31 protein-coding genes are annotated in these 24982 nt (G+C 63.4%); 10 read left to right on the top strand and 21 right to left on the bottom strand.

Annotated elements, in window-relative coordinates:
* Nucleotides 1-35: 35 nt before the first annotated feature.
* Nucleotides 36-422, top strand: coding sequence for an ester cyclase (locus tag SE92_RS01015; protein ID WP_063194076.1), 387 nt, complete (start codon nt 36-38; stop codon nt 420-422).
* A 21-nt stretch (nt 423-443) separates the two neighbouring features.
* Here SE92_RS01015 and SE92_RS01010 read toward each other — a convergent pair whose 3' ends face one another.
* The 3 genes from SE92_RS01010 to SE92_RS01000 form a co-directional block, all read right to left on the bottom strand.
* Nucleotides 444-1664 (bottom strand): MFS transporter, encoded by a 1221-nt coding sequence (locus SE92_RS01010; RefSeq protein WP_063194075.1) that lies wholly within the window; start codon nt 1662-1664, stop codon nt 444-446.
* A gap of 264 nt (nt 1665-1928) precedes the next feature.
* On the bottom strand, nt 1929-2912 hold the full coding sequence (locus tag SE92_RS01005; RefSeq protein WP_063194074.1) for an NAD(P)H-quinone oxidoreductase: 984 nt from the start codon (nt 2910-2912) through the stop codon (nt 1929-1931).
* Nucleotides 2909-3460: a hypothetical protein gene (locus SE92_RS01000; protein ID WP_063194073.1), complete on the bottom strand. Its 552-nt coding sequence runs from the start codon at nt 3458-3460 to the stop codon at nt 2909-2911. The genes SE92_RS01005 and SE92_RS01000 overlap by 4 nt, the downstream gene beginning before the upstream one ends.
* 122 nt (nt 3461-3582) lie before the next feature.
* On the opposite strand from SE92_RS01000, the gene SE92_RS00995 reads away from it, so the two are divergent.
* Together SE92_RS00995 and SE92_RS00990 are read left to right on the top strand one after the other, a co-directional pair.
* Nucleotides 3583-4500, top strand: coding sequence for a LysR family transcriptional regulator (locus SE92_RS00995; RefSeq protein ID WP_063194072.1), 918 nt, complete (start codon nt 3583-3585; stop codon nt 4498-4500).
* Nucleotides 4501-4557: 57 nt separating this feature from the next.
* Nucleotides 4558-5019 carry a cupin domain-containing protein gene (locus SE92_RS00990; RefSeq protein WP_063194071.1) on the top strand — a complete coding sequence of 154 codons (462 nt, stop codon included), beginning with the start codon at nt 4558-4560 and terminating at the stop codon, nt 5017-5019.
* 17 nt (nt 5020-5036) lie between these two features.
* Here SE92_RS00990 and SE92_RS00985 read toward each other — a convergent pair whose 3' ends face one another.
* Nucleotides 5037-5615 carry a hypothetical protein gene (locus SE92_RS00985; RefSeq protein WP_063194070.1) on the bottom strand — a complete coding sequence of 193 codons (579 nt, stop codon included), beginning with the start codon at nt 5613-5615 and terminating at the stop codon, nt 5037-5039.
* Nucleotides 5616-5697: 82 nt separating this feature from the next.
* Entirely contained in the window at nt 5698-6282 is a 585-nt protein-coding gene (locus SE92_RS00980) for a TetR/AcrR family transcriptional regulator (protein WP_063194069.1), read from the bottom strand.
* A 76-nt stretch (nt 6283-6358) separates the two neighbouring features.
* Between SE92_RS00980 and SE92_RS00975 the strand changes: the two genes are divergently transcribed.
* The 3 genes from SE92_RS00975 (at nt 6359) to SE92_RS00965 (ending at nt 8429) form a co-directional block, all read left to right on the top strand.
* Nucleotides 6359-6859: a peptide deformylase gene (locus tag SE92_RS00975; RefSeq protein ID WP_063194068.1), complete on the top strand. Its 501-nt coding sequence runs from the start codon at nt 6359-6361 to the stop codon at nt 6857-6859.
* Between the two features lie 275 nt (nt 6860-7134).
* Nucleotides 7135-8181 (top strand): permease, encoded by a 1047-nt coding sequence (locus tag SE92_RS00970; protein ID WP_063194067.1) that lies wholly within the window; start codon nt 7135-7137, stop codon nt 8179-8181.
* Nucleotides 8182-8192: 11 nt separating this feature from the next.
* A complete protein-coding gene (locus SE92_RS00965; RefSeq protein ID WP_063194066.1) occupies nt 8193-8429 on the top strand; it encodes a thioredoxin family protein in 237 nt (78 codons plus the stop codon).
* A gap of 129 nt (nt 8430-8558) precedes the next feature.
* On the opposite strand, the gene SE92_RS00960 is transcribed toward SE92_RS00965, so the two are convergent.
* Nucleotides 8559-8921, bottom strand: coding sequence for an ArsR/SmtB family transcription factor (locus tag SE92_RS00960; protein ID WP_063194065.1), 363 nt, complete (start codon nt 8919-8921; stop codon nt 8559-8561).
* On the bottom strand, nt 8921-9583 hold the full coding sequence (locus SE92_RS00955) for an SRPBCC family protein (RefSeq protein ID WP_063194064.1): 663 nt from the start codon (nt 9581-9583) through the stop codon (nt 8921-8923). Before SE92_RS00955 ends, SE92_RS00960 begins: the two co-directional genes overlap by 1 nt.
* Before the next feature lie 174 nt (nt 9584-9757).
* On the opposite strand from SE92_RS00955, the gene SE92_RS00950 reads away from it, so the two are divergent.
* A complete protein-coding gene (locus SE92_RS00950) occupies nt 9758-10117 on the top strand; it encodes a EutQ-related cupin domain-containing protein (protein WP_063194063.1) in 360 nt (119 codons plus the stop codon).
* 167 nt (nt 10118-10284) lie between these two features.
* On the opposite strand, the gene SE92_RS00945 is transcribed toward SE92_RS00950, so the two are convergent.
* The 4 genes from SE92_RS00945 to SE92_RS00930 form a co-directional block, all read right to left on the bottom strand.
* Nucleotides 10285-11532, bottom strand: coding sequence for a serine hydrolase domain-containing protein (locus SE92_RS00945; RefSeq protein WP_063194062.1), 1248 nt, complete (start codon nt 11530-11532; stop codon nt 10285-10287).
* Between the two features lie 102 nt (nt 11533-11634).
* Complete coding sequence (locus SE92_RS00940; RefSeq protein ID WP_198172514.1) at nt 11635-12138, bottom strand: PIN domain-containing protein; 504 nt, start codon at nt 12136-12138, stop codon at nt 11635-11637.
* Complete coding sequence (locus SE92_RS35470) at nt 12072-12377, bottom strand: hypothetical protein (RefSeq protein ID WP_063194060.1); 306 nt, start codon at nt 12375-12377, stop codon at nt 12072-12074. The genes SE92_RS00940 and SE92_RS35470 overlap by 67 nt, the downstream gene beginning before the upstream one ends.
* A gap of 90 nt (nt 12378-12467) precedes the next feature.
* Nucleotides 12468-12908, bottom strand: coding sequence for an SMI1/KNR4 family protein (locus SE92_RS00930; protein WP_063194059.1), 441 nt, complete (start codon nt 12906-12908; stop codon nt 12468-12470).
* A gap of 373 nt (nt 12909-13281) precedes the next feature.
* On the opposite strand from SE92_RS00930, the gene SE92_RS00925 reads away from it, so the two are divergent.
* Together SE92_RS00925 and SE92_RS00920 are read left to right on the top strand one after the other, a co-directional pair.
* On the top strand, nt 13282-13581 hold the full coding sequence (locus SE92_RS00925; protein ID WP_063194058.1) for a hypothetical protein: 300 nt from the start codon (nt 13282-13284) through the stop codon (nt 13579-13581).
* Nucleotides 13578-14006, top strand: coding sequence for a type II toxin-antitoxin system VapC family toxin (locus tag SE92_RS00920; RefSeq protein WP_063194057.1), 429 nt, complete (start codon nt 13578-13580; stop codon nt 14004-14006). The genes SE92_RS00925 and SE92_RS00920 overlap by 4 nt, the downstream gene beginning before the upstream one ends.
* Nucleotides 14007-14038: 32 nt before the next feature.
* Here SE92_RS00920 and SE92_RS00915 read toward each other — a convergent pair whose 3' ends face one another.
* The 8 genes from SE92_RS00915 to SE92_RS00880 all read right to left on the bottom strand — a co-directional run bounded on the left by SE92_RS00915 (nt 14039) and on the right by SE92_RS00880 (nt 21827).
* Nucleotides 14039-14548 (bottom strand): hypothetical protein, encoded by a 510-nt coding sequence (locus SE92_RS00915; RefSeq protein ID WP_063194056.1) that lies wholly within the window; start codon nt 14546-14548, stop codon nt 14039-14041.
* A 375-nt stretch (nt 14549-14923) separates the two neighbouring features.
* Nucleotides 14924-15385, bottom strand: a complete 462-nt coding sequence (locus SE92_RS00910; RefSeq protein ID WP_063194055.1) for a Zn-ribbon domain-containing OB-fold protein — start codon at nt 15383-15385, stop codon at nt 14924-14926.
* Nucleotides 15382-16578 carry a thiolase C-terminal domain-containing protein gene (locus SE92_RS00905; protein ID WP_063194054.1) on the bottom strand — a complete coding sequence of 399 codons (1197 nt, stop codon included), beginning with the start codon at nt 16576-16578 and terminating at the stop codon, nt 15382-15384. Before SE92_RS00905 ends, SE92_RS00910 begins: the two co-directional genes overlap by 4 nt.
* Nucleotides 16575-17864, bottom strand: coding sequence for a CaiB/BaiF CoA transferase family protein (locus tag SE92_RS00900; RefSeq protein WP_063194053.1), 1290 nt, complete (start codon nt 17862-17864; stop codon nt 16575-16577). The genes SE92_RS00905 and SE92_RS00900 overlap by 4 nt, the downstream gene beginning before the upstream one ends.
* A gap of 53 nt (nt 17865-17917) precedes the next feature.
* The gene (locus tag SE92_RS00895) at nt 17918-19057 is read right to left on the bottom strand and encodes an ABC transporter substrate-binding protein (protein ID WP_245324412.1); all 1140 of its coding nucleotides are present in this window, start codon (nt 19055-19057) and stop codon (nt 17918-17920) included.
* A gap of 115 nt (nt 19058-19172) precedes the next feature.
* Nucleotides 19173-19988 carry a PDR/VanB family oxidoreductase gene (locus SE92_RS00890; RefSeq protein WP_245324410.1) on the bottom strand — a complete coding sequence of 272 codons (816 nt, stop codon included), beginning with the start codon at nt 19986-19988 and terminating at the stop codon, nt 19173-19175.
* Nucleotides 19989-20159: 171 nt separating this feature from the next.
* Nucleotides 20160-21479, bottom strand: a complete 1320-nt coding sequence (locus SE92_RS00885) for a Rieske 2Fe-2S domain-containing protein (protein WP_063194050.1) — start codon at nt 21477-21479, stop codon at nt 20160-20162.
* 27 nt (nt 21480-21506) lie between these two features.
* Nucleotides 21507-21827: a type II toxin-antitoxin system HicB family antitoxin gene (locus SE92_RS00880; protein ID WP_063194049.1), complete on the bottom strand. Its 321-nt coding sequence runs from the start codon at nt 21825-21827 to the stop codon at nt 21507-21509.
* Nucleotides 21828-22034: 207 nt separating this feature from the next.
* Here SE92_RS00880 and SE92_RS00875 point away from each other — a divergent pair, with 207 nt between their 5' ends.
* The gene (locus SE92_RS00875; protein ID WP_063194048.1) at nt 22035-22529 is read left to right on the top strand and encodes a MarR family winged helix-turn-helix transcriptional regulator; all 495 of its coding nucleotides are present in this window, start codon (nt 22035-22037) and stop codon (nt 22527-22529) included.
* A 46-nt stretch (nt 22530-22575) separates the two neighbouring features.
* Here the strand turns inward: SE92_RS00875 and SE92_RS00870 are convergent, their stop codons facing one another.
* Together SE92_RS00870 and SE92_RS00865 are read right to left on the bottom strand one after the other, a co-directional pair.
* Nucleotides 22576-23568: a cytochrome P450 gene (locus tag SE92_RS00870; protein WP_245324408.1), complete on the bottom strand. Its 993-nt coding sequence runs from the start codon at nt 23566-23568 to the stop codon at nt 22576-22578.
* A gap of 271 nt (nt 23569-23839) precedes the next feature.
* Nucleotides 23840-24955, bottom strand: a complete 1116-nt coding sequence (locus SE92_RS00865; RefSeq protein ID WP_063194046.1) for an NAD(P)-dependent alcohol dehydrogenase — start codon at nt 24953-24955, stop codon at nt 23840-23842.
* Between the last annotated feature and the right edge of the window lie 27 nt (nt 24956-24982).

Here is a 24982-nt window from a genome sequence, read left to right as displayed (position 1 = left end):
CGCGTTAAGGTCGAAGCCGCAAGGGGAGCTTCGACATGACCAGAGACGACCTCGCCGAGACTTACCGCGCTTACATCGCCTGCCTGAACCGGCAGGACTGGCCGTCGCTCGGCCGGTTCGTTGATGACGATGTCGTCCACAACGGCCGGTCGGTTGGCCTCTCCGGCTATCGCGCGATGCTGGAGCGGGATTTTCGCGACATCCCGGACTTGCGCTTCGACATCGCGCTGCTGATCTCGGACCCGCCCCGAATCGCGGCGCGGCTGCAGTTCGATTGCACGCCGGTCGGGACGTTCATGGGACTTGCCGTCAACGGAAAGCGCGTCTCGTTCTGCGAGAACGTGTTCTACGAATTCGGCAACGACAGGATCCGGCAGGTCTGGTCGGTGATCGACAAGCCCGCAATCGAGGCGCAGCTCTGACGCCGCGCCTCGATCCGACACTCACGCCGCCGCCGGCGCCACCTGCCCTTGCGGTTTTGCGAACGGCTTGAAGGTCATCGCCATCAGGAACGCGCCGAGGCCCATCGCCCAGGAGGCAATGTAGAGCCAGGCGTAGCTGGAGAAGGCGTCGTAGATCATGCCGCCGGCGAGCGGGCCGGTGGCCATGCCGAGGCTGCCGGCCATCGCGGTACCGCCGATCACCGTGCCCATCATGCGCAGCGGAAAGTTCTCGCGCACCAGCACCGCGTAGAGCGGCATGGTGCCGGCATAGATGAAGCCGAAGATGGCGCCGACCGCGTAGAAGGTCGCGAGCTGGTGCGCGAAGACGTAAGCCAGCGCGCCGAACGCCTGCAACAACAGGCCGGACACCAGCACGCGCTTGGCGCCGAACCGGTCGCCCATCAGGCCGAAGGCGATGCGCCCGCCCATGCCGGCAAACCCCTCGATGCTGTAGATCGTCACCGCCGCGATCAGCGGGATGCCGCAACTCACCGCATAGCTGACGGTGTGGATGATCGGACCGGAATGGGTGGCGCAGCAGAAGAAATTGGTCGCGAGCAGGACCAGGAATTGCGGCGAGCGCAGCGCCTCGCTTCGCGACATCTCACCCGGCCCGGCCCCCTCGCCCGACGGGGCGGCCGCGGCCTGCATCAGCGCGGGCGGACGGCGCACCAGGAACGAGACCGGGATCATGATGGCGCCGACCACCAGCGCCATGATCTGCATCGAGGTGCGCCAATCGTGGCCGGAGACGAGCCAGGCCGCGAGCGGCGCCATCGTCATCGGCGCCATGCCCATGCCGGCCGACACCAGCGACACCGCGAGGCTGCGATGGGTCTCGAACCAGCCGGTGACGGTCGCCATCATCGGCGCGAAGATCGCCGCGCAGGACGCGCCGGTCAGGAGGCCGAACACGAACTGGAACGCCAGAAGCGAGGTCGCATGGCTCGCGGCAAACAGGCTGACCGACAGCACGGTCGATCCCGTCAGCACCACCGGCAGCGGCCCGAAGCGGTCCGACAGCGTGCCCCAGACCATGCTCGTGAACGCCATCGCCAGAAAGCCGATCGTCATCGCGCTGGAGATGCCGGTCACCGACCAGCCGGTGTCCTTGGCGATCGGCTGCAGGAACACCGGCAGCGAAAACATGCCGCCGATGGCGACGCAGCCGAGCAGGCCGCCGGCGGCGACGATCACCCAGCGATAGGGGGATTGGGTCATTTGGGTCTCCCGTGAGATCTGTCTGGGGAGAAGACGAATGGGAACTACGTCGGCCGACAATGGAACGACATTTTTGCCGAGCCCTTTGTCACCTGCCAATAGAAAAGTCGAAAAACAACCCCATGCACAGTAGGCGGACTCAACGGGATCAAGGACTTGCGAGCCCTGTGCTTTGCGAAACCGTGGGGGCGATTTGACGTGTCGGGCAAAACACGGGCACGATGTCATGATCCCGCCAATCACAAGCGCGATGCTCCCGCGCGCTCAGTCCACCGCCAAGACCACCTTTCCGAATCCTCCGCCGCGCTCCACGCTGCGATGGGCATCGGCGGCCCGTTCCAGCGGAAACACCCGGTCGACCAACGGTTTCAGCCGACCCGACTCGAACAGCGGCAAGAACGCTTCGGAGAAACGACGCACCATCGCCCGCTTCTCGTCCACGCCTCGCGATTTCATGACGGTGCCCACCAAACGCAGGTGGTTGTGGAGCAGCAGGTTGAGCGGAATCGAGGGGGCGTGCTGGCCGCTCAAGATGCCAACTTGAACCAGGGTGCCGCCGGGCCGAAGGCTGCGGAGGTTGCGCGGCAGGTAATCGCCGCCGACGAAATCGATGACGGCGTCAACGCCGCGATGATCGGTCAGTCCAGTGACGACACTTTCGAAATCGTCGCCGCGGTAGTCGATCACGGCGGCGGCGCCGATGCCGGCGACATCCGCCAACCGCGAAGCGCTCGCCGTTGCGTAGACGGTGGCGCCCAGGGCATGGGCGACCTGCACGCAGGCGGAGCCCACTCCGCCCGCCGCCCCGTGAACCAGGACGGTTTGACCTTGCCCAACGCCCGCAACATGTGAGACCGCCTCGACCGCCGTGACGAATGACTCCATGATCGCCGCGCCCTCGACGAACGAGATATTGTCCGGAATCCTGGTCGCCATGCGACGGTCGACCCGAGCGAATTCGGCATACGCGCCGCCGCCGACGATCGCCATCACACGCTGTCCGATCGAGACGTCGTCGACTGCGCTGCCGACGCCAACGACCTCACCCGCCAGTTCGAGGCCAAGCAGAGTGCTCTCGCCAAAGCTCTGGTTGCCGTAGGCGCCGTTTCGCTGGAGAATATCCGCGCGGTTGACGCCTGCCGCCTTGACACGCACCAGGAGATCGTGAGGGCGAACCTCCGGCCTCGATACTTCGGCCAGGCGGAGAACCTCCGCCGGACCGAAGCCGTCATAGACGACGCCCTTCATTTTGCCTGCTCCTTCGTATGGGCCTTGGCGCGCCGCGCGATGCTGGCGGCGAACAACGGCGTCTCCCGCCGATTGTGGTCGCTTCCGGCCGCCTGGCGCGCGTTGGCGGCGTCGTCGAAGGAAATGCCGTGCTTGTCCAGGAATGCCATGAAGACATCGGTCGGGTGTGCCGTCACGCTGTTGGTGTAGCGTGTGTGGCCTTCATCAATTGCTTCGGCCTTCAGCTCCCAGATCACGTTGACCTGGGTCCGGCCATTTGTCGTAAACACGTCGGAGATCGAATTCATGCGGCAGTAGCTCTTGCCGGCCTCCTCCGCGACATAGTGCTGTATGACCAGCCCGGTGCCGATTTGCTCGACATTGATCATCATCCGGCGCCCGTCGTCTGTGGAACTGACGCCGGCCGCAATGTGATCAGGCGGGCAGCAACGCAGATATTCGGCTTCAGAGAGCGTGAACAGCCATTCGGCGATGTCCACTCGGTCGAGAGGCACGTCAATGACCGCGGTATAGGCCGATTGCGACAGGATACGATCGAGAACCTTCATGATATCTCCTTCCATTCAAGGGCTTGGGCCGGTAAGGCCCGCCTTGGGGAGACGAGATACGGTTTTCGAGAGGTGATGATAATGAACGTTGAGCTCGAAACCCTTTTGCGAAAGGCGCAAAGATGAAAGACCCGCGTTTTGCGGAACATCTGGCAATCTATGTCGACGTGGTTCGTGGTGGGAGCTTCTCCAGCGCCGCCCGTCATCGCGGTGTCACGCCCTCGGCCATCGTCAGGCAGATCGACGCGCTGGAGCACAGTGTCGGCGTGCCGTTATTGGTGCGCTCGACCCGCGCGCTCGCGGTGACCGATGCCGGAGAACGACTGTTCGAACGCGCGCAGCGGCTGCTCGACGACCTCGCCGACACGCATGCCGAGATCGCCGCTTTCGACGGTGCGGTCGCCGGCGTTCTTCGCCTTGCCTGCTTTCCGACCTTTGGCAAGCGCTACGTGATCCCCACGCTGGAAACGGTGATGCGGGATCATCCCGGCCTCACGGTCGAGCTCGATCTCACGGAAAGGCTCGCAGATCCCGTGCTGGAGCGGCTCGATGCGGTGATCCGGATCGGCGAACTTGCAGACAGCACGCTCATCGCGACCAAGCTGGCTTCGCAGAACAGGCTGCTGGTCGCCACCCCTGCTTATCTCGATCGTCACGGCACACCGGCCGCAGCGAAAGACCTCACCGGCCATCGGCTGATTGACAAATTGCACGGCGCCGACCTGCTGGGCTGGACGGACGTGCTTGGTCACCCCGCGGGCGCAGCGCCGGGACCACAAGCCGTGTTTCGATGCGACGACTTCGAAGCGATGCGGCTCGCGGCACTCGCCGGCATCGGCATCGCATTCCTGGCAGACTGGGTCGTCGGGACAGATGTGCGTGCCGGTTCATTGACACGAATCCCGCTCGATGGCGAACGGTGGAACGAGACGAAGGCCGGTGTCTATCTGTTGCGTGCCCTCGCTCAGCCGTCTGCCAAACTGACGATCCTGACTGCCGCGCTGCGGGACTCAATCGGGTCGCCGCCGGTGTGGGCATAGTTGCCGACGCCAACACCATCATGACCATCCCTGCCCAAAGTTACAGGGGATTCCTCCATGCCAAAGATCGACATCGCTGCCGTGCCGGCCCGCAAAGGCTCCGGCTATCCGACGCCCTTTGACGCGCCTTGCGCCGAGCGCATCCGCAAGCGGCTCGGCGACGCCGGCGGCCTTAGGGATTTCGGCGTCAATCTGATGCGCCTGCCGCCGGGGGGCTGGTCGAGCCAGCGGCACTGGCATTCGCACGAGGACGAGTTCGTCTACATCCTCGAAGGTGAAGTGACGCTGGTCGAGGACGGCGGCGAAACCGTGCTGCGCGCGGGCGATTGCGCCGCCTTCCCGAAAGGCAGCGGCAACGGCCATCACATGATCAACCGGTCGGACGTGACGGCGGTCTATCTCGAAGTCGGCTCGCGCTCGCAGGATGACCTCATCACCTGCTCCGACATCGACATGATGAGCCCGGCGTCCGACGGCCGGTTCCTGCACAAGGACGGGACCCCGTATCCAGACAAGTGAACGTCCGCAATAAAACCTCAGAGGGCTGCGCCACGGCGCCACGTGCTGATCGTGAGCCAGACCGCCGAGACCAGAAAGTAGAGCGCGCCGACCGCGGCATAGCCCGCGACGTTCGCGATCGACGGGATTGCTGGCATGGTGGCCTGAAAGATGAAGAAGCCGCCGGCGAGCGCTGACTGCCCGCCGCTGAGCACCATGGCCCATTGCGCGCCGAAGCGCTTCCAGCGCCGCACGGCCGTACCAAGCTGGAGCAATCCGGACAGGATCGCCCAGGCGCCGAAAATCCCGAGCACCCAATTCATGCTGACCTGCAAGGCCAGCACGACCGCGAGTGTAGTCGTGAGGCTAACCAGCACGTTCAGGCCCTGCGTGCGGTTTCGGTTCAACCCGCCGCTGCAGAGCGCGTCGAGATAATTGGCCGCGGCGTCCCACGCGGGATACGCGACCAGCAGCGTTGCAGAGACCACCGCCGACGACGGCGCGATCGCAAAGGCCGCAATGACCCAGGCGACCGAAAACGCGGCGCGAAGGAAATAATACTGCTTCAGCCATTGCGCATGGTCGGCAATGTCCGGAGTCATCTCACGAGCTTTCATTGTCTTCTCCTTACCTACTAGTTGGTAGATTACGCGCGAAAGTCAGCACGGAGCGGCCTCGCGCCCCTGGCACGTCTTGTCTTCAGTGTCTGGTGGACAGCCGGTCCAGCAGCGGCCGGGTGATGGTCCCGAACATCCTGGGATCGCCATAGGCGCGGGCCGACAGCATCGCGCCGTGAACGGTCGCCATAAATCCCTCAGCCTCGACCTTCGCAGAGCTGGACAGATGCAGCCGTCCCTTCCGCTTGCCCCGCTCCAGCACCGAGGTCAGCCACGACGCCAGGGAACGGAAATGGGCACGGACCTCCAGCGCCACCTCCTCGGGGAGGATCGGAAGCTCGCTGGCGAGCAGCGCGCAGACGCAGAAGGGAGCGCTTGCATCCGTGATGCACGCCTCCCAATAGGCCACATAGTTTTCGAGCTGGTCGCGCGGGTCCGGGATGTTGCGCTCGAGGGCCGCCAATCCCGCCTGCGCCTCCTCGCGATAGCGCGACACCAGGGTGCGCACCAGATCGACCTTGCTGGCGAAATGATGGTGGATGCTCGGCTTGCGAATGCCGACCACGTCGGCGATGTCGGCGTAGCTGAAGCCGTTATATCCGCCCGCGATGATCAGCGTGCGTGCACAGGCCAGGATGTCGTCGGCGGTGGTGGAGACGTTGCTCATGGAGATTAGCTACCTTCCAGTTGGTAGGCAGTCAAGGCGGGATGCTTCAATGATCCGTGAGTGGTAGGAGCTTCCCATGACCATCCGCCTTATCCTCCGCTATCCCGACCGCCGGCTGGCGTTGCCGGCCCGCCCTGTGACTGCGTTCGACGACGGCTTGCGCGAGCTCGCGCAGGATCTGTTGGAGACGATGCGCGCTGCGCCCGGGATCGGCATCACCGCGCCGCATGTCGGGGTGCCCTTGCGCGTTGTGGTGCTCGAGCTGGACGCGAAGGACGGCCCCCTCACCTACGTCAATCCGGTCATTGAGTGGGTCTCCCCCGAGATGATCATGCACCGCGAGGGCAGCGTCTCGATGCCCGGCGTCAACGACGAGGTGCAGCGGCACGCGCGGGTGCGGATCAGCTATCAGGATCTCGACGGCAGCATTCGAACCGAGGAGTCGGAAGCTTTGCGCGCAGTGTGCCATCAGCACGAGATCGACCAGCTCGACGGAATGTTCTGGATCCAGCGGCTGTCGCGGCTGAAGCGGGAGCGGCTGGTGAAGAAGTACGAGAAGATGGGGCGGAATGCGTAAGCTTTGCTTGCGGCGGGTCCGGGCGGCGCGATCGCCAGGGCACGGGCTGACCGCCGGTCCAAGAACCCGCCGCTGACCTCGCAAACGTCGCGGCCGATTGAGGCCCGGTGAATTGACAAAGGTCAATGCACGCATGCCGGTCGGCGCGTAACCACTTTCCATGGTTTGCCCGCACAAGCAACAAGCCAGACGCGTCGCCAGAGTTGCCAGACGCGGCGCGACGCGCTTGGCCTCGTCCGGATTGCCATGTTCGATCAAGCGCAAGGTCGCGTGACATGACCACCCAGGCACTCGGATTCAGGCGTTCTCCCGTTGCATGGATCGGCGGCATCGCAGTCGCGATCGTCGCATGGTTCGCAATTTACCGACAACTCGAGGATTTTTCGCGATCGGCGGTCGCGCGAATGCCGATCCCCCAGGGCAGCGCGCTCGCCTCCTCGATCGAGTTCTTCCTCTACGACACACCCAAGGTGCTGATGCTGCTGGCCCTCGTGGTCTTTGCCATGGGGATCGTGCGAACCTTCTTTTCGCCGGAGCACACGCGCGCGATGTTGGCGGGCAAGCGCGAAGGGTTGGGTAACATCGCAGCGGCCGGCCTCGGCGTCTTCACGCCGTTCTGTTCCTGCTCGGCGGTGCCGCTGTTCGTCGGTTTCGTCTCGGCAGGTGTTCCGCTGGGCGTGACCTTCTCCTTCCTCATTGCCGCTCCCATGATCAACGAGGTCGCACTCGGACTGCTGTTCGCACTCGTCGGGTGGCGCGTTGCCCTCACCTATCTGGCCTTCGGACTTGCCGTTGCCGTCGTTTCGGGCTGGGTCATAGGTCGCCTGCATCTCGAAGGCTGGTTGGAGGAATGGGTTCGCAATGTCCGCGCGGGAGATATCGATCTCCAGCCCGACCAGATGAGCTGGGTCGATCGGTTCGAGGCCGGCTGGAACGCCGTCAAGGAGATTGTCGGCAAAGTCTGGTACTGGATCATCGCCGGGATCGCAGCCGGGGCCTTCATCCACGGCTACGTACCTGCCGAGTTGCTGTCGCGGATCATGGGCGCCGACGCGTGGTGGTCCGTGCCGGCCGCAGTCGCCCTCGGCATCCCGATGTATTCCAATGCAGCAGGCATCATCCCGGTGGTCGAGGCCCTGTTGGGCAAAGGTATGGCGCTCGGTACCGTACTCGCCTTCATGATGTCGGTGATCGCGCTGTCGCTTCCCGAAATGATCATCCTGCGCAAGGTGCTGAGCCTAAAGCTGATCGCGGTCTTCGTCACCGTGGTCGCTTGCGGAATCCTTGCGGTCGGCTTCCTTTTCAACGCCCTGTTTTCGTGAAAGGACACGTCATGAGAGACATCAAGGTACTGGGCCCGGGCTGCGCCCGCTGCAAGACGACCGAGGAGATGGTCAAGGCCGAAGCGGCAAAGCTCGGCGTTGACGTGACCGTGGAGAAGATCACCGACTACGAGGCGATCGCCAAATTCGGCGTCATCTCGACGCCGGGCATCGTCATCGACGGCAAGGTCGTCCATGCCGGTGGCCTGCCAAAGACGGACGACCTTCAGCGCTGGCTCCGGGCTTGAAGCTTGGAAACGCCGCTCGAAGGGAGGATTTGCAAAGCCATCTAGCCGCACGACGCGATGAGGAAATGGTGGATCGACCCCCGACTGCGCTGCGCGCAGCCGACAGCCAATCCACCCTACGCATCGCACTCACGCCCTCTTCCCGCTCCGCTTGGTGACCGGCGCGTTGCGGCGCTCGCGTTTACCGCGTGCGATCTCGGTCGCCAGCGCGTCCAGCTTCGGCTCCCAGAAATTCCGGAACTGACCGACCCAGTCATCCACCGCGCGAAGTCCTGCGACATCGACCGAATAGAGGCGCCTTTGCGCCTCGGCCCGGACGTTGGCAAAGCCGCTCTCGCGCAACACCTTGAGATGCTGCGAGACCGCCGCCTGGGTGATCCCGAACTCGGCGCCGATCAATTCGACGACCTCGCCGGACGCCATTTCGCCACGCGCCAGCAGTTCGAGGATGCGGCGGCGCACGGGATCGGCAAGGACCTCGAAGATTTGCATCAGCTTCCCGTGCCGGGATGAGCGACGTCGGGCGGCATCTCGCCGCGATAGAACGCGATGGTGCGGTCCGAGCGCAGCTTCGCCTCGTCAGGATCGACGCCGCTTGCGACATGCGCCGCACGCCAAAACCCGCCGCTGGTCGTCATGAAGTCCTTGCCCTCCGGGGAGCCCATCCACGCTTCGGCCGTCTCGTGGTCGACCGATGCGCCGGTCGCAACATATCGCTCCAGCCCCGCAAGGGCGAGATCCCAGCCGATCCCCACCGCACCCGGGCCGAACTGATTCCAATGATCCTCGATGATCGCGGTGTGCTCGAGCGTCAAACGCGCCTGGCTTCGTTCTACCGCCAGCTTGACGTCGATCCAGCTCACCGCGCCGCCGAATTCCCACGTCGCCGCAAAATGCGTCGGCGGCGAACAGGCCGTGATGGTGCCGCCCGCATTGCCCTTGACCTGGTATCGTCCGCCGAGCTGGAGATCCCCCTCGATCGCCGCGAACCAGCGCGGGATGCGCTCCTTGCTGGTCACGGCGTCCCAGAGATCGTCGACGCTGGTGTCGTAAAGCCGCGTCAGGGTCACCGTGCTTGCAGGTTTGCCGTCCTTCTCGAAGTTCGTCACCGAACGCGTCACAAGGCCCAGAACTCTGGCGACATCGAACTGCATGGCGTTCCTCCCGGTCGTTTCGTTCGATCAGGAATATCGCTCTCTGCTAATATAAGTCAATTCTTATATTAGAGCTGGTTGCTGCGTCAAACCGCCCCGCAGGCCGCGTGAACAATACACGCGCTGGAGCGTCTATCCGTCCTCGCCCGCCATGGACCAGACGGAAGGCTTTTCATGAAAGTTCGCAAATTCGCCATCGCCGACGCATCGTTCGAACGCTCGCCGGGACAGAACAGTGACATCTTCGCCGCCAACGTGATCGACCAGCGTCACGGTGGCCCCATCACCATCGGCTTCGGCCGCTACGCGCCGAACCAGAGCCTGGACGAGAAGCTCGGCGTCGACGACGTCATGCTCGTGCTGGAAGGAAAGCTCTCGGTCACCAGCGCAGGCACGACCGTCACCGCAGGTCCCGGCGAGATCGTTTACATGCCGAAGGGCGAGACCGTCACGATCCGCTCACACGAGCAAGGCGCCGTGACCGCCTACGTCACCTATCCGCATTGGCAAGAGGCGCATGATGGCGCCGCTTAGCGGGTGACGGACGTGATCGACGGAGGTTGCGGCTTTGGCTGACCTCGTAGCCCGGATGGAGCGCAGCGCAATCCGGGGTTCGTTCTGCACGGGCAATCGCGCAAATGCAGTTGGTCAGTCCCGGATTACGCTTTCGCTTCATCCAGGCTACGAAGAGGCCCGCGCCCTCACCCGCCCGCCATCAGCGCCTTGGCCAGCGCCATGTAGGCCGGTAGCGTCACGGGATCGTTAGCGGCGTTGCCCGCGACGGGATGCGAGGCGTAGCGCGCGATCACCATCTCGGCTTTGGGGTCGACATAGATGCCCTGGCCGTAGACGCCGCGCGCCATGGTGGCGCCGTGCGAATTGTGCGTGACCCACCATTGATTGCGATAGGACGCGCCGGGCAGCGTGGTGTAGCCGGCCGGCTTGAATTTTTCGGGGTCGCCGCCGCGCGCGATGTCCTCGACGACTTGAGACGGCACGATCTGGCGGCCGTTGAAGCGGCCGTGGTTGCGCATGGTCTCGCCGAAGCGGGCGAGATCGCGCAAGCTCGTGGAGAGACCGCCGCCGCCGCTCTCGGTGCCGATGCAGTCGACGTGATAATGCGCGTCCTCCTCGGCACCCATCGGCTGCCAGATCCGCTCGGACAAGAGCTCCGCCAGCGTCAGCCCGCTGACGCGCCGGCAGATCCACGCCAGGACGTCGGTGTTGACGGTCTTGTAGGCAAACACCTTGCCGTGCTCGCCCTGCTTCTTCTGCGCAATGAGGAAATCGAAGATGTTGGTCGGGCCGTCATAATCCGGCGGGATCGGCGCCATGCCGTTGGCGCGCCGCAGGCCCCAGACATCCGAATTCTTGTCGGTGTAAACCTCGGTGTAGGCGAGCGCCGTGGTCATATCCATGACCTCGTGCACCCGCGCATCGCCGAACGCGCTCGCCTTCAGCTCCGGCACATAGTCGGTGACCGGCGCCTGCGGATCCATCTTGCCCTCGGCAACCAGAATCCCTGCGAGCACACCGGTGAACGACTTCGTGACGGACATCCCGATATGCGGCTTGTGCGGCTTCAACGCGCCGAAATAGCGCTCGTAGATCAGCTTGCCCCGATGCAGCACCGCGATGCCGTCGGTGTAGGTCTCCTCCAGCATCTTTGCGAAGGTCATGGGCCGGCCATCCATCGTGGTCGAGGCGACCGCGCCGATGTCCTGCTCCGCCCGCGGCAGAGGTGATGCCGGCCCTACGCCGCGCCAGACATTCACGGTCGGCACCAGCTGGCGGATGTTGCTCCAGGCCCAGCGCAGTTCGGGGAAGTTGCGGAAGGAGCCGTCCTGGAAGGTGATGAGGCGGTCGGGGGATGGCGGGAAACCGCGCATCCAGCCGAGGGTTTCGGGATCGGATTCGGACGCAGTTGGCTGGGTGGGCGGGACGGACATCAGGGGTAGCTCCGGGACAAATACTCTCAGCCTCGTACCACGGGGCGCCGCGGCGGAGATCCCGCGTTTCCGCCGGTGGGCTGCGCGATGAACTGGAGGCTTCTATTGCGGATCAGCTTCCGCAAGTGCCCGCATGAGGTTGGGCGTCGACCACGTCGCGACTCCCGTTCCCGCAAAGTCGCGGTGGGTTGTCCAGACGTCGGCATCCACACTCCAAGCCAAAGCCAGCACGTGAGCATCGCGTAACGACCCATTGCGGCTCGGCACCGCATCGCGAAGGGTCTCTTCGCAACGGCCGAGAAAGGGCTCCAGCGCGACGACGGGGACAACCGTCAGCAATTCCGCGAGATCGTCGAGCACGGCGAGCAGTTCCGGCCGTTTCAAACCCAGCTCGATCCGCCGGCGTGCTTCCTGAACCACACGGTCCGTCGTGACAAGGATAGTGCCTTCAGCCGCTCGAAGCATGGCGCCGGAGCTGCGGCCCCGCACCGCGGCGATCAGGATGGCCGCGTCAACGACAAGGGTTGTCGACGGCGCTCTCACGGCTTCGGCTTGCGCCGCTTGCCAGGCTTGCCGGTCAGGGCCTTCACCGCTGCGGGCGACCAATCGACCGGATCGACTTCGCCGAATCCAGCCAGCGCCGCATCGTCCGCCTTCGCATCACGTCCCCTGCCCAACGCCTCAGCGCGCCGCAGGACCGCCGCAAGACGATCCGGATCGGCCGCCTTGAGCGGAATGAGCAGCCCCACCGTCCGCTCGCCCGACTTCACCGGCGTCGGGCCCGGCAGGGCTCCGATGGCTTCGCCGGAGATTTTCTGGAGATCGCGGATGCCGATGTAGGCCATGCAGGTTACATACATCCATATGTAAGTCACCGCAAGTTAGAGGAACGGCCTCGTTTGCCGCTCACCCTATCCCAGCGCCCCACCCCCCTCCTATTGCTTGTCTTCGTCACCCGGAAGCTCGTCGGGATCGGGGACCAGAACCGCGAGAAACTCCGGGAAGCTCGCCGCCACCAACTCCACGCGATCCTCACCGAGCTCCTGTTCGTGATCCCACCAATAGACGGCACCGGTACCCGGTACGTCGCGGCAATCCAGAAGATAGAAGTTGCCACCCCCGTCCTCGGCAAACGGCAACATCCCTTCGGGAAGCACGTCCCCGACCAGCTCATAACAATGATCGATCTGAAGGTAGCTGTCCCCATCGCCGATTTCGAAGAATTGGTCGACATCCCAATAGTCCGGATTGGTCGAAACGACCTGAACCGGGCGAGATGGGTCTTCCCTATGCGACTCCAGGAAAGCACGATAGGCCGCAGGCAAGCTGGCCCCTAGCGCCCCTTCCAGGTGTTCAATTCGTCGTTCGGTATCCATGACCCAATGCTAGATCGCGGTCCGATCTGGATCAATCGTCATCCTTGCATGCACCACCTGGTTCGGTTCACGCCCCTCACCTCGTCGATGACGCGCGTGGCGGTCTCATGTCGAAGGGGTCGTGATCGGCAACGATGCCGCCGGTGGAGGTTACACAGAGACGGGTCTTTGCATAACCCGAACTTCACGCAATGCCAGGGTTTCGCAGGAGGGGAGAGCGAACGCGAAACTATCAACTCTCGTTCTAGCGCGATGGGTTTCGCTGGGCTCAACCCATCCTACGGGCTGCGCGCCGATCAGGAAGAGAGCGGCGGCTCGGGCGGTTGTAGACCTCCGGATTTCCGGCTATATTACTGGAAATAGTCGAGGCTCCATGGGAAACTCACAGAAGCGCGCCATCCAGAACTATCGGTCACGCCTCGGTAAGCGCGGCTTGGCGCGTTTCGAGGTGCTCGGCCGGAACGCCGACCGCGATCTGATCCGTTCGCTTGCCAAACGACTGTCGGAGGATACCCCGGAGGCTATGGCGCTTCGCGCCACCGTGAGCAAATCGGTCGGCGGCCAGTCGCCGAAGCCCGGTGGCATTCTCGCCGCATTGCGTCGCTCCCCGCTCGTCGGCGCCGATCTCGATCTGTCTCGCCCCCGTGAAAAGGGCCGCAAGGTCGACCTGTGACGCGCTATCTCCTCGACACCAACATCATCAGCAACGTCGTCAAGCCGCACCCGTCAGAAAATCTACTGTCCTGGATGTCGGCGCAGCGCGACGAGGATCTGTTCGTTGCCTCGTTGACCGTCGCTGAAATCCGCCGCGGCATTTTGGAGAAACCGCGCGGCAGGAAGCGCGACATCCTCGACGTCTGGTTCTCGGGACCCGAAGGACCGCAAGCGCTTTTTTCGGGCCGCATCCTGTCCTTCGACGACAAGGCGGCATTCGTCTGGGCACGGCTGATGGCCGAAGGCAAAACGGCGGGCAAACCGCGAAGCGCGCTCGACATGATCATCGCCGCGGTCGCCGACGTAAACGACTGTGTGGTGGTGACGGACAACGAAAAGGACTTCGTTGGAATCAAGGTTTTCAATCCGGTACGCGGCGCATGAGGCGGTGCTCGCCGACGTCGTGAGCCGGCGCGTTAGTTCAATACCTTGAATGAAGAGATGAACTTCTTGCCGACGTCATCCAAGCCTGTGGAAGGTTTCCGGACCACCACCTGGATGAGGTAGGTGTGTCGACCGGACATCACGATGAGACCTTCGCCCCAAACCTTCGAACTGGCGAACGTAAAGTGCTTGGCGGCAAGTTTCTTGCCGGTCGCGGAAATGAAGTTCCTCTTTTCGATCGAAAGCAGCTCGCCCGAAATTTGGTCAGTGAATCCGTTCAGGACCAATTGCATTGCAATCGTGGGATCCGCATCAGTCGACCAGAGCGCATGCGACATCATGAGAAACCTCTCCTTCTCTGGCGAAGAGTAGATGGTGTGTACCACCCCGGCTTTCTCCGAGATCTTTTGGCTCGGTTGCTTGGGAAAACTCGCAGAGAAAAACTGGCCCTCCGGCGCGAGGAGGACAGTCGCGCTCGCGCCATGGGAAGCAGCGATCATGACAATCGCGAAGACGGCCGCTCGCTGCAGAATGCGGAGCAATCCCCCTACTCCCACTCAATCATTTCGAACGACGCCTCGCCGTTGATCTGCAAGCACATTTTTTCAGATCTGACGGACAAACGCCGACTGTACATCCGCCTCAATTCTTCAGTCTTGAATTCACAGAAAAATTCGAGCCGCGCGCAATGCTAGCCAATCCGCCAACTATCGGAGTCAATCGACTAATCAGGGCTGCCTGCCTAGCCAAGATTGCCATGCCCACACTGGTGCGCCGCAGCTTCAAATACCGTCAAAGATCAGGAACGCGCTGGTAGGTTCTGCGCAAGCACCTCATGGCATTCGCGGCCAGATCGAACGGGTGCTACTCTCGCACTCAGACAAACCGTAGGACCTCCTAGAGGCTCTCGTCTCGCGTCAGAGGGCAGAGGAAAGCCGCCAGTGCAGCAGAGAGTACGGCGGGTCAGAACTGAGATGATGCTCGAACACCCCTTCGACCTGCGCTCCGATCGAGATGTTCTGCATCGGGTCACCCAGCAAATTGCCGACCATCCGCACGCTGCCAGCATGCGGAATCTCCACGAGCACGGCGAGATACGGACCGTGCTGCTTCAGGACCGGGTGCGAAGGATGCCAGACCCGCTCCCAACTGAAGATCCGTCCTTGAGGATCGATCTCTGTCCATTCGGGATCGAAGGCATAGCAGCGATGACAGATCCATTCCGGTCCGAATTGCCACGTTGTGCAATGGCCGCACCGTTGCACCATTAGCCTGTTGCGGCGCAGCCCCGCCCAGTACGGTGCCGACAGGCCATCGGGCTCCGCAACCGGAATGGGCAGACCGTCGGGAAGATAGGTCAGGCGCCTGTTGCTGCTCACAGTGTCGCCTCCGAGCCGAGGAGAAGATTGCTGACCGGCGTCACCATGGGACCGCCGATGACCATCGCCACATCGTTCCGCTTCGCCTGGCTGGTCGACACGCCGCGCACCTGGCGTACGGCCTCGAGCACCAGCTCGAAACCGTGCATGTAGCACTCGGCGAGATTTCCGCCGCTGGTGTTCAGCGGCAGGCGACCGGATGGAGCCATCAAGTTCTCAAACTTCAAGAACTCGTTTGCTTCCTCCGGCTTGAAGAACCCGTGCTCCGCCAGCGCCATCACCACGCCGCCCGTGAAGTTCTCATAACACTGAACGACGCCGACATCGGATGGGCCGAGACCGGCCATCGCGTAGAGATCGGGCGCCACCGTGTCGAAGCTGGCGCTGGCATAGCGCGGCGAGTTATGCGGAATAGCTCCTGTCCGATATCCGGATCCGACGGCCGCACCGAGCACGTAGACCGGCGTGTTTTTGAACTCCTTGGCGCGCTCAGCAGGCACAAGCACGAGCGCGGCCGCGCCGTCGTTTTCCATGCAGCAATCGTAGAGATGAAACGGTTCGGCAATCCAGCGCGACGCATCGTATTTGGACTCGTCCAGCGGTTTGCCGTACATGACCGCACGCGGATTCGATTGCGCATGATGATAGGACGCCAGCGCGATCGCCCGCAGAGCCTCCTGCTTCACGCCGTGCTCGTGCATGTAGCGACGCACGCGCATCGCAAAGCGTTGCGGCGGCGCCAGCACGCCGTACGGCATCAGGTACGCCTTCTCGCCCGAAATCGTATCGATGCCGGTCGCCTGCCCGAACCGGCCATACTGACCCTGCGCGAGCGAACGAAACACGACCACGCAGTCCGCGAGGCCTGCGATGATCGAGGCCGCTGCATTGGCGACCGCAGCGCAGCAGCCACCGCCTCCCCCGCCCCACTGCATCGTCGCAGCACGAAGCCGTCGTGTGCCGAGCGCTGCGGCAAGCCGGGACGCTTCGCTCCGTTCCTCGCTATAGGAGGCGAACCCATCGATGTCGCGCGGATCGATTCCCGCATCGCCGCACGCCGCCAGAATGGCCTTCAGCGCCAGCTTGAATTCCGGGTCCGGCGATGCGCCATGCCGGTAGTAATCCGTCTCGCCGATCCCGACAACGGCGACGCGGCCTCTGAGCGTGCGTTCGGCCCGCGCTGCCGCGTTCACGTCTTTGCCTCCTCCGCCGGTTTTGCCACGTCGGCACCGAAAGCACCGGCCGCTGCGAGCCGCGCGAGACGGGCACCGTCGTAGCCGAGCAGCTCCCGCAGCACAGTTGCGGTGTGCTGTCCGACTGCAGGCGCCGCCACGGGGTCCACGATGGGTGTTTGCGAATAGCGGATCGGCAGGCTGACGTTCGGGATCCAGCCCAGCTTGTCGTCCGGGATGCGGGTGACCAGACCGCGCTCCCGCGCTTCGGGTGACCGGATCGCCTCCCCGACCGTGCGTACCTGTCCGCAGGGAACGCCGGCTGCCCGCATCCGCGTTTGCCAATGGGCCCAGGGCTGTTGCGCAAACGCATCGCCGAGGATCGCGAACAGCTCATCCCGCCGCCGGATGCGGTCGGGTCCGGTCGCATAGATTTCGGCCGCGGCCAGATCGGCTCGACCAACCACCTGCGACATCAGGCGCTGAAAGATCTTGTCGTTACCGCAGTTGATGTAGAAGGCGCAGTCCCGCGCCTGAAAAACACCCGACGGGCAGGTGTCCGGGCTGGTGTTTCCGTGCCGCTGCGGATTTGCGCCCGTGAACAGGTGCTGCATCGTGGCATAGCCCGTCATCAGCACGGCATTGTCGAACAGCGAGACCTCGATCGCCTGGCCCAGGCCGCTCCGCTCGCGCGCAACGAGCGCGCCGAGAATCGCGTTGCAGGCCATCATCGCCGTGCTGATGTCCATGACGGGCGACAGTGCCCGCACCCCTTCGCGATCGGCATAGCCGTTCATGGACACAAAGCCGCTTTCGACCTGTGCGATCGGATCGAAACCGAGCCGGTCCGCAAACGCCCCATCGCGTCCATAAGCCGACACCGAGCAGTAGATGATGTCGGGCTTGATCTTTCGGCAAGCCTCATAGTCGAGCCCGAACCGGTCCATGACGCCGGTCGAGAAATTTTCGACGACGACATCTGCGATCGCGATCAGCTCCCGCACGACCGCAACGCCCTCCGGCGACTTGAGGTCAAGGGCCACACTCTGCTTGTTGCGGTTGGTCCAGACGAACGGCGCACCGTGCTTCAGCTCTGGATGCACCGGCGGATAGCGCCGGAGATCGTCGCCGCGGCCGGGCGCCTCGATCTTGACGACTTCGGCCCCCATGTCCGCCAGGATCATCGTCGCGAACGGCCCGGCGATGAAGTGAGAGAAATCGACGACCCGTATTCCCGCCAGTGCCTTCGGCGCATCGGGGCGTCGCGGCGTATGCTCGGGAAAGTCGGCTTCGATATTGTCAAGCATGGTGCATCCATAGTTTGCGCGACAGCCTTCTCAGGATATCGCTGCGACCCGCGTCAATTGCCCTTCGATTGCTCAACCATGTTGCATCCGCCCTGGTCGACCGGACGAAACGCCTCGGGTCCGCTCAGCACGCCGACATTCTCGAGAAGATCCCACTTGCCTTTCGAGGCCTTGGGCCCCTTCACTTTCAGAATGTACATGTTGTGGATGGCACGACCATCCGCCCGCACCACGACCGGGCCAAAGAGCGCGTCATCGATCGGTCGTTCCTTCATCTTGCGGATGACGGCCTGGGCATCGTTGGTGCCTGCGCCCAGTGCGGCATTCAGATAAGCGAGCACGGAGGAATAGACCCCGGCATGGAAGGCCGTTGGCGATTGATCATGTTGACGCGCGCTGAACTTCGCCGACCAGGTACGGCTGGCATCGTTCATGTTCCAATAGAACGGCTGGGTGATGATGAGGCCCTGTCCTACGGCAAGCCCGCTCGCCTCGACATCGTTCGTCGTGGTCAGCAGCGCGGCGAAGGTCTTGCCGCTTTGCTTCAACCCGAACTCCGCCGACTGCTTGATCAGGCTGACGGTGTCGCCGCCGGCGGTCGCGAACGCGATCACGTCGGCGCCGGACGCGTCTGCCTGAAGTATGAACGAGGCGTAATCGGCGTTGTTGATGGGGACATTGACCGACCCGACCACGGTGCCGCCGCCCGCACTGATCACCGAGGTACCGTCCCGCACCATGGACTTGCCAAGCGCATTGTCGGTGGCGATGAAGTACCATTTCTTGCCGCCATGACGGACCAGGAAATTGCCGATGGTGTGCGACGCCGCCCAGGTGTCGAACGTCCACTGGATGGTGTTGGGCGAACAGTACTTCCCCGTCAGATCGGACGAAGCCGCGCTGGAGGCGATCAACGCCGCCCTGCTGCCACGAACGATCTCGTTGACGGCGAGACCAACCGCCGAGTTGGGCACGTCCGCGACCGCATCGACCTTCTCCTGCTCGATCCAGCGGCGGGCGATGGCCGCCCCGATATCCGCCTTGTTCTGGTGATCCGCCGAAATGATCTCGACCTTGAAGTCGGGGTGCTGCTGCATGAAGTCCTCGGCCGCCATCCTAGCCGCCGTGACCGATCCCTCACCCGCGTTGTCCGAATACGGGCCGGAAGCATCGTTGAGAACGCCGATCTTCATGGTCCGTGCTGAATCCGCCCACGCGGGCGAAGACACGCTCGCGATGAGGAAAGACATTCCCAAAATGCGTAAAGCGACTTTCATGACATCCACCCCGTTGACGACTTTGTTGTTTTCAGAGGTCCAGCACCAGCGTGCCCGACCTCGCTCCCGAGCAGCAGATCATCATCGTCCTGTTCGATGCCTGCTCGTCCTTGCTGAGAAATTGATCCCGGTGGTCAGGGATGCCCTCGAGCACCCGCGTCTCGCACGTGCCGCAGACGCCTTCCGAGCAGGCGTGATTTGCGGCGATCCCCGCATCAAGCAACGCATCGAGGATGGTTTTTCCGGCCTTGACCGCGATGGTCCGGTTGCTGCGCGCGAGCCTCACGTCGAAACCGCCTTCGATGGCGGGGGCTTCCCTGGCCTGGAAGTATTCCACGTGCACGTGACCTGCCGGCCGCTCCTTCGTCGCCGCCTCGAATGCTTCGAGCATCGGCTGCGGGCCACAGCAATAGAGGTGAGCCTGCGCGGGCGCACGATCGACGATGGCCGACAGATCGAACATGCGGCCCGATCGCTCGTCGTCGAAGTCGAGATGCACCTTCACGAACCCCTTGGGCCCGAGCCCCTCGATCTCGTCGAGAAATGCGGCGGCGTGCCGCGCCCTGGCCGCATAGAACAACTGGCAAGAGCGCCCCAACGCGTCGAGGCGGCGGGCCATGGACAGCAACGGCGTGATTCCGATCCCGCCCGCGATCAGGACCGAATGCTCGGCCTGTTCGCAAAGCGCAAAGTTGTTGCGCGGTCGCGACACGCTGACGATGTCGCCCACCCTGAGATTGTCATGCAGGAAGCGCGAGCCGCCGCGCCCCGCCGGCTCCCTGTTGATCGCGATGACGTAGCGGTGGCGCTCAGCCGGATCGTTGACCAGCGAATAGCTGCGGATCATGCCGTTCGACAGATGGAGGTCGATGTGGCCTCCGGCCGTGAAGGGATCGAGATCGCCGCCCGCCGGCGCGATCAATTCATAGGAATTGATCCGATCAGCCTCATAGGCGATGCGCTTGACGCGGAGTTCGATCATGATCTCAGTCATGGGCAGCCGCGCTTCGTGAAACGTTCACAGCTCGTACCCGAAATCGGCGCCGAGCCTGGCGCGCATGAAAGGTGCACCGACGTCGACCCAGGACTCCTCTGGCGGCAGCCGCATCGACACGGCGCGCACCATGAAGACGTCAGGATCGGTCACGCCCTTCGGCTTGGTGCCGTGATCGCGATAGGCTCCGAGCGCTTCCAGGATGAAGCGACGGGTCATCGCGATCCCGGTGTCGCTCGAGCACAGATTCTCCCTGGTGCGATCGAAGATCGGCGACACGCCGCTCTGGCAGGCGCCGTCCTGGACCCAGAGCCCCGGCAGGCCCGAGAACCAGGTCGCCCTTTGCGCCTCATAGTCGAACTGGAAGCCGTTTTGCGGATTGTATTTGGTCCAGTAGTCCGCATAGGGGACCGTCACCGGGTGCTGCACGAGCGCGTGGCGGCTGGCGTGCCCGCTCTCGCGCCCATTATGTCCTTCCGAGAACACTTGCCGCGTCTTCGGCAGCAGCGGCTTCGACGGATGATACGAGAACATGATGCAGAGCGTGTTTTCGTCGTCGATCGGCACCCAGGCGTGACCGCTGAGATCGGGGAACGGCGACAACGGGGGAACCAGCGTATAGAACGGCAGGAGGAACTGATTGACGCGCCAATACAGCGTATTGGCATCGTAGTTCCGCCGCGCCGCGATGCTCATCCCGAAATCCTGCTTGATGCATTCGAACGTCGGGCGCAGGTCGCGCTTCTGGATCCATGCACTCGTCGTGCCCTGGGAATCCAATCGACCGTGCAGCAGCGGCGCGTGGGCGGAGTCGATCTCGCCCTCGACGGCCTGAAGCCAGTTGCACTCCTGGACGCGCAGCGAGATATGCACGTGCTCCTGCGGAACCAGATTCCATTCGACATTCGGCAGCGGCGGAAGCTCGGCCTGGTCGGGACCCATGTAGGTCCAGATCATCCCGTTGCGCTCGCGGCAGGGATAAGCCTTGATCCGCACCCGCTCCTTGAGCCGGCTGCGGACCGGCTCTGCCGGCATGTCCGTCGTGGCGCCCGTCACGTCGAATTTCCAGCCGTGGTAGACGCATCGCAGGCCGCAGTCCTCGTTCCTTGCGAAGATCATCGGTGCGCCGCGGTGCGGACAAGCCTGATCGACCAGCCCGACACGCCCCTCCGAATCCCTGAAGGCAACGAGATCCTCGCCCAGCAGCCTGACGCGCTTCGGCTGCCCGTCATTGACCAGATCTGCGGATGGCAGGAAGGGAATCCAGTAAAGGCGGAAGAGATCCCCGAGGGGGGTGCCCTTTCCAACCTTCACCAGCCGTTCATTGTCTTCGCGTGAGAGCATGAGTCTTCTCCATTGAATCGCGCACCATCAGGCGTCTTGCCCGGGCGTACAGCCCAGGAGCGGCGCCACGCGGCCCGACAGTCCGAGATCATTTGCTGTCCAAAGCGGATCGGCCGCGGCCAACGGCTTCCGCGGCACTGGCGGTGCCCGTCCCGTCTCCACGAGGCCCACGATCGTTTCGATCCGGCGCCGCTCCAGTTCCTTCAGGGCATCCTCGATGACGACGCCTTCCGAGATGCAGCCGGGCAGTTCAGGGTAGGACAGTCGCACGAGCCATTGGCCGGGCTCGGTTTCAACCGCCTCGGCTTCAAGAAGATAGGGAATCGACAACAGCTCGCGCAGATTCAAGCAGTCCTCCCCGGCGATGCCATTTCGCTGGCGTCTTCCATTGATACGTATACGTACTATCTTGGCGAACGATTTGCAATAGCAAATTGAGGCAGGTGGGCGACCGAGCCGGGCGGCTTGTCCGGACGCCGATCGGAGCGGGGTTGAGAGCTCTGGGCTAAGCTGCTAACGCCTAGGTGTATTTCGACAATTCGGATCAATGACGGCATGTCAGCCCCCAAAGGAACAAGTGCGAGCGCGGCGGATATCGCGCGCAACTGGCGCCTCGAAGGGGGAATCGGATTTCTGCTTCGCTTGCTCGAGGCCCGCTATGACGTTCTCTATCAGGACCTGACCGGCCAGAGCGACATCACGCCGCGGCAGTTTGGCGTGTTGATCGCACTCTATCAGGACGGTCCGCTCACCCCCTCCGCCCTCGCGGAGCGCGTCAGCAGCGATCGAAATACGCTGAGCGAGATGCTCAAAAGAATGACGGCACGGAAGCTGATCTCGAAGAGAAACAATTTGGAAGACCGCCGGTCGATCCAGGTTCAGATCACCGCCAAGGGCGAAGAGGCCCTCCTGGGCGTCGTGCCCGCCGCCGCCGAACTTCAGACCTCCCTGCTTGCCCCCTTGAGCAAGGAGGATCGCGCGCACTTTCTCAAGTGCATGCTGGCAATCGCAAAAGCCGCGGCCGCGCCGCCCCCGCCCTCAAAGACCTGACCCCGTTGCCGTCGGGAGCGCACGCGCCGCGATCGTCCGAGGCCTGCTACCGTGCCGAATAGCGCACCGGCAGCCGCTTCACTCCCCCGAGGAAGGAAGTTTCGGTCCAGGCCGGCTCGCCAGCGAGTTCGATCCGCTCGACCCTGCTCAGCAGTTCGCGGAAGAAGGCCACGACCTCCGCCTTGGCAAGGTGCCTGCCGATGCACGCATGAATGCCAAACCCGTAACCGAGATGACGATTGGGCGAGCGGTCGGGAATGAATTCGAAGGGGCGATCGAAAGCTTCCTCGTCGCGATTGCCCGAGGGATAGCTGATGAGCAGACTGTCCCCGGCCCTGATCGTCTTGCCGCGAAGCTCGTAGTCGGCCGCGGCCGTACGGAAGAAGTGCTTGACGGGCGACACCCAACGCACCATTTCCTCCGCCGCGTCGGGCAACAAATCCGGCTGACGCTGAAGTCGGGCCATGCAATCCGGATTTTCGATCAAGGCAAGCAACCCGCCGGCGATGGTGGCGCTCGTCGTATCGTGGCCCGCGCTCGCCAGAGCAATGTAGTACGAATAGGCCTCGAAGTCTTCGATCGGCCGCCCGTCGATTTCGGACGTCGCGATCACCGTTGCCACGTCGTCTTTCGGATTTCTTCGCCTCTCCTGCGCGACGTCCTTGAAATAATCAACATAGGCAATCGTGGCATCGATCAGGTCGGAGCCCTTCTGCATCTCCGGATCCCCACCGCCGAAATAAGCCTGGGTAATCTTCAGCAGCCGCTCCTCATCGCTCCGCGGCAGTCCAAGGATCGTCATCAGGACACGCAACGGATAGTAGATCGCGATCTCGTTGTAGAAGTCACACGCGCTCCCCATCTCGACAAGACGGTCGACGCTGTCCTTTGCGAGCGCCGCCATGCGCTCCGAAAGTGTTCGAATGTGGCGCGGCTGAAACCAGGCGTGGGTCAGCTTCTGGTACTTGGCATGATCCGGATTATCCATCTGCGGCAGCGCCCGGACCAGCATCGGCTTGCCGCTCATCGCCTCCTTCACCTTGCTCTCGAACTCGATGCTGAGCAGCTTGGTCCTGGGCGCATTGATGAAGCGATCGGGCTGGCGCTCGATTTCGATGATGTCGGCATATTTCGTGATGGTCCAGAACGGCCGATACCCGACGGGCTGTGTCCAATGGACCGGATCCTCACGCCGCAGGCGGCCAAACAGCCGGTGCTGCGCCTCGACACTCCCATAGGTCCTGTGATCGGCGATTGCGTTGTCCAATGCGATATCGAGCATCTCTCCTCCTCCCTGCTTGTTTTATCTCTTATGTCGTGCTCCCGATCTCCCGCATGGTCAGAACGGGCTTGACCACACGGCCGCTCTCGAGGTCGTCAACAGCCTCGTTGATCCTTGCGAGCGGATAAGTCTTGACGAATTTGTCGAGCGGCAACCGCCCGTCTCGGAAGAAACCGATCATTCGCGGGATAAACAGCTGGGGGTTGGCATCGCCCTCGACGACGCCGCGAATGCCAATTCCCCGACCGACCACGACGCTTGCTTCGGCCGCGTAGAGGGTCCCGCGGGGCGGCGCCGCAACCTGCGCGCTGGTGCCTCTCGCACGCAGGCAATTGATGGAGCTCGCCACGGCCGCTGGTACACCCGTCGTATCCAGCGAAAAATTTGCCCCGCCTCGCGTCAGTTCGACGATCTCCGCCACCGGATCATCGGCGCGGCCTGACACCGCATGCGTCGCGCCCAGTTCTCGCGCCATGCGCAGCCGCTCGGGGACGACGTCGACGGCGACGATCGTCGAGCAGCCGACGATCCGCGCCGCGATGATGGCGGAGAGGCCGACTGCGCCGACGCCAAAGACCGCGATCGAGCTCCCGGCCTGCGGCCGAAGCACGTTCATGACCGATCCCATCCCGGTCTGGATGCCGCATCCGAGCGGCGCAAGAAGCTCGAGCGGCAGATCGGCATCGACCTTGACGATGTTCCTGGTGGTGGCGATCGCATGGGTTGCGAAGGCCGATTGCGCGAAGAAATGCCCGCCCAGCTCGCTCCCGCCACGCCTCAGCGCCGAGCCGCCTGGCCGGTTTCCGAACAGATTGATGGCACGAAACTGATCGCAATAGCCGAGCGCGCCGTCGCGGCAATTCGAACACTCACCGCATGAGCCGAAGCTCATCAACACATCGTCGCCGGGTTGAAAGGACGTCACGCCGGGGCCGACCTCTTCGATCACGCCCGCCCCTTCATGGCCCAGAACCTTCGGCATCGGCACCGGGATGTGTCCGAGCTTGACCGCCAGATCGGTGTGACAGATGCCGCACGCGTGCACCCGGACCATGACTTCCTCGGCTCGCGGCGCCGAGAGTTCGCAGGGCTCGATCTCGAACGGATCGCGCGGCCCATTTGCTATCGCAGCAATGATTTTCATGGGACGGGTGGCCTCCGGCGCGCTCGT

The sequence above is a fragment of the Bradyrhizobium sp. AT1 genome (assembly GCF_001590795.1).
GTDB lineage: Bacteria > Pseudomonadota > Alphaproteobacteria > Rhizobiales > Xanthobacteraceae > Bradyrhizobium.
Note: the sequence above shows the minus strand (reverse complement) of the source record. Positions and strands in the feature narration are given on the sequence as shown.

Bases quoted from the DNA above. Each gene is read 5' to 3' on its own strand.
- SE92_RS01015 (WP_063194076.1), top strand. From the start codon at position 36: ATGACCAGAGACGACCTCGCCGAGACTTACCGCGCTTACATCGCCTGC.
- SE92_RS01010 (WP_063194075.1), bottom strand. From the start codon at position 1,664: ATGACCCAATCCCCCTATCGCTGGGTGATCGTCGCCGCCGGCGGCCTG.
- SE92_RS01005 (WP_063194074.1), bottom strand. From the start codon at position 2,912: ATGAAGGGCGTCGTCTATGACGGCTTCGGTCCGGCGGAGGTTCTCCGC.
- SE92_RS01000 (WP_063194073.1), bottom strand. From the start codon at position 3,460: ATGAAGGTTCTCGATCGTATCCTGTCGCAATCGGCCTATACCGCGGTC.
- SE92_RS00995 (WP_063194072.1), top strand. From the start codon at position 3,583: ATGAAAGACCCGCGTTTTGCGGAACATCTGGCAATCTATGTCGACGTG.
- SE92_RS00990 (WP_063194071.1), top strand. From the start codon at position 4,558: ATGCCAAAGATCGACATCGCTGCCGTGCCGGCCCGCAAAGGCTCCGGC.
- SE92_RS00985 (WP_063194070.1), bottom strand. From the start codon at position 5,615: ATGAAAGCTCGTGAGATGACTCCGGACATTGCCGACCATGCGCAATGG.
- SE92_RS00980 (WP_063194069.1), bottom strand. From the start codon at position 6,282: ATGAGCAACGTCTCCACCACCGCCGACGACATCCTGGCCTGTGCACGC.
- SE92_RS00975 (WP_063194068.1), top strand. From the start codon at position 6,359: ATGACCATCCGCCTTATCCTCCGCTATCCCGACCGCCGGCTGGCGTTG.
- SE92_RS00970 (WP_063194067.1), top strand. From the start codon at position 7,135: ATGACCACCCAGGCACTCGGATTCAGGCGTTCTCCCGTTGCATGGATC.
- SE92_RS00965 (WP_063194066.1), top strand. From the start codon at position 8,193: ATGAGAGACATCAAGGTACTGGGCCCGGGCTGCGCCCGCTGCAAGACG.
- SE92_RS00960 (WP_063194065.1), bottom strand. From the start codon at position 8,921: ATGCAAATCTTCGAGGTCCTTGCCGATCCCGTGCGCCGCCGCATCCTC.
- SE92_RS00955 (WP_063194064.1), bottom strand. From the start codon at position 9,583: ATGCAGTTCGATGTCGCCAGAGTTCTGGGCCTTGTGACGCGTTCGGTG.
- SE92_RS00950 (WP_063194063.1), top strand. From the start codon at position 9,758: ATGAAAGTTCGCAAATTCGCCATCGCCGACGCATCGTTCGAACGCTCG.
- SE92_RS00945 (WP_063194062.1), bottom strand. From the start codon at position 11,532: ATGTCCGTCCCGCCCACCCAGCCAACTGCGTCCGAATCCGATCCCGAA.
- SE92_RS35470 (WP_063194060.1), bottom strand. From the start codon at position 12,377: ATGGCCTACATCGGCATCCGCGATCTCCAGAAAATCTCCGGCGAAGCC.
- SE92_RS00930 (WP_063194059.1), bottom strand. From the start codon at position 12,908: ATGGATACCGAACGACGAATTGAACACCTGGAAGGGGCGCTAGGGGCC.
- SE92_RS00925 (WP_063194058.1), top strand. From the start codon at position 13,282: ATGGGAAACTCACAGAAGCGCGCCATCCAGAACTATCGGTCACGCCTC.
- SE92_RS00900 (WP_063194053.1), bottom strand. From the start codon at position 17,864: ATGCTTGACAATATCGAAGCCGACTTTCCCGAGCATACGCCGCGACGC.
- SE92_RS00895 (WP_245324412.1), bottom strand. From the start codon at position 19,057: ATGAAGATCGGCGTTCTCAACGATGCTTCCGGCCCGTATTCGGACAAC.
- SE92_RS00890 (WP_245324410.1), bottom strand. From the start codon at position 19,988: ATGATCCGCAGCTATTCGCTGGTCAACGATCCGGCTGAGCGCCACCGC.
- SE92_RS00885 (WP_063194050.1), bottom strand. From the start codon at position 21,479: ATGCTCTCACGCGAAGACAATGAACGGCTGGTGAAGGTTGGAAAGGGC.
- SE92_RS00875 (WP_063194048.1), top strand. From the start codon at position 22,035: ATGTCAGCCCCCAAAGGAACAAGTGCGAGCGCGGCGGATATCGCGCGC.
- SE92_RS00865 (WP_063194046.1), bottom strand. From the start codon at position 24,955: ATGAAAATCATTGCTGCGATAGCAAATGGGCCGCGCGATCCGTTCGAG.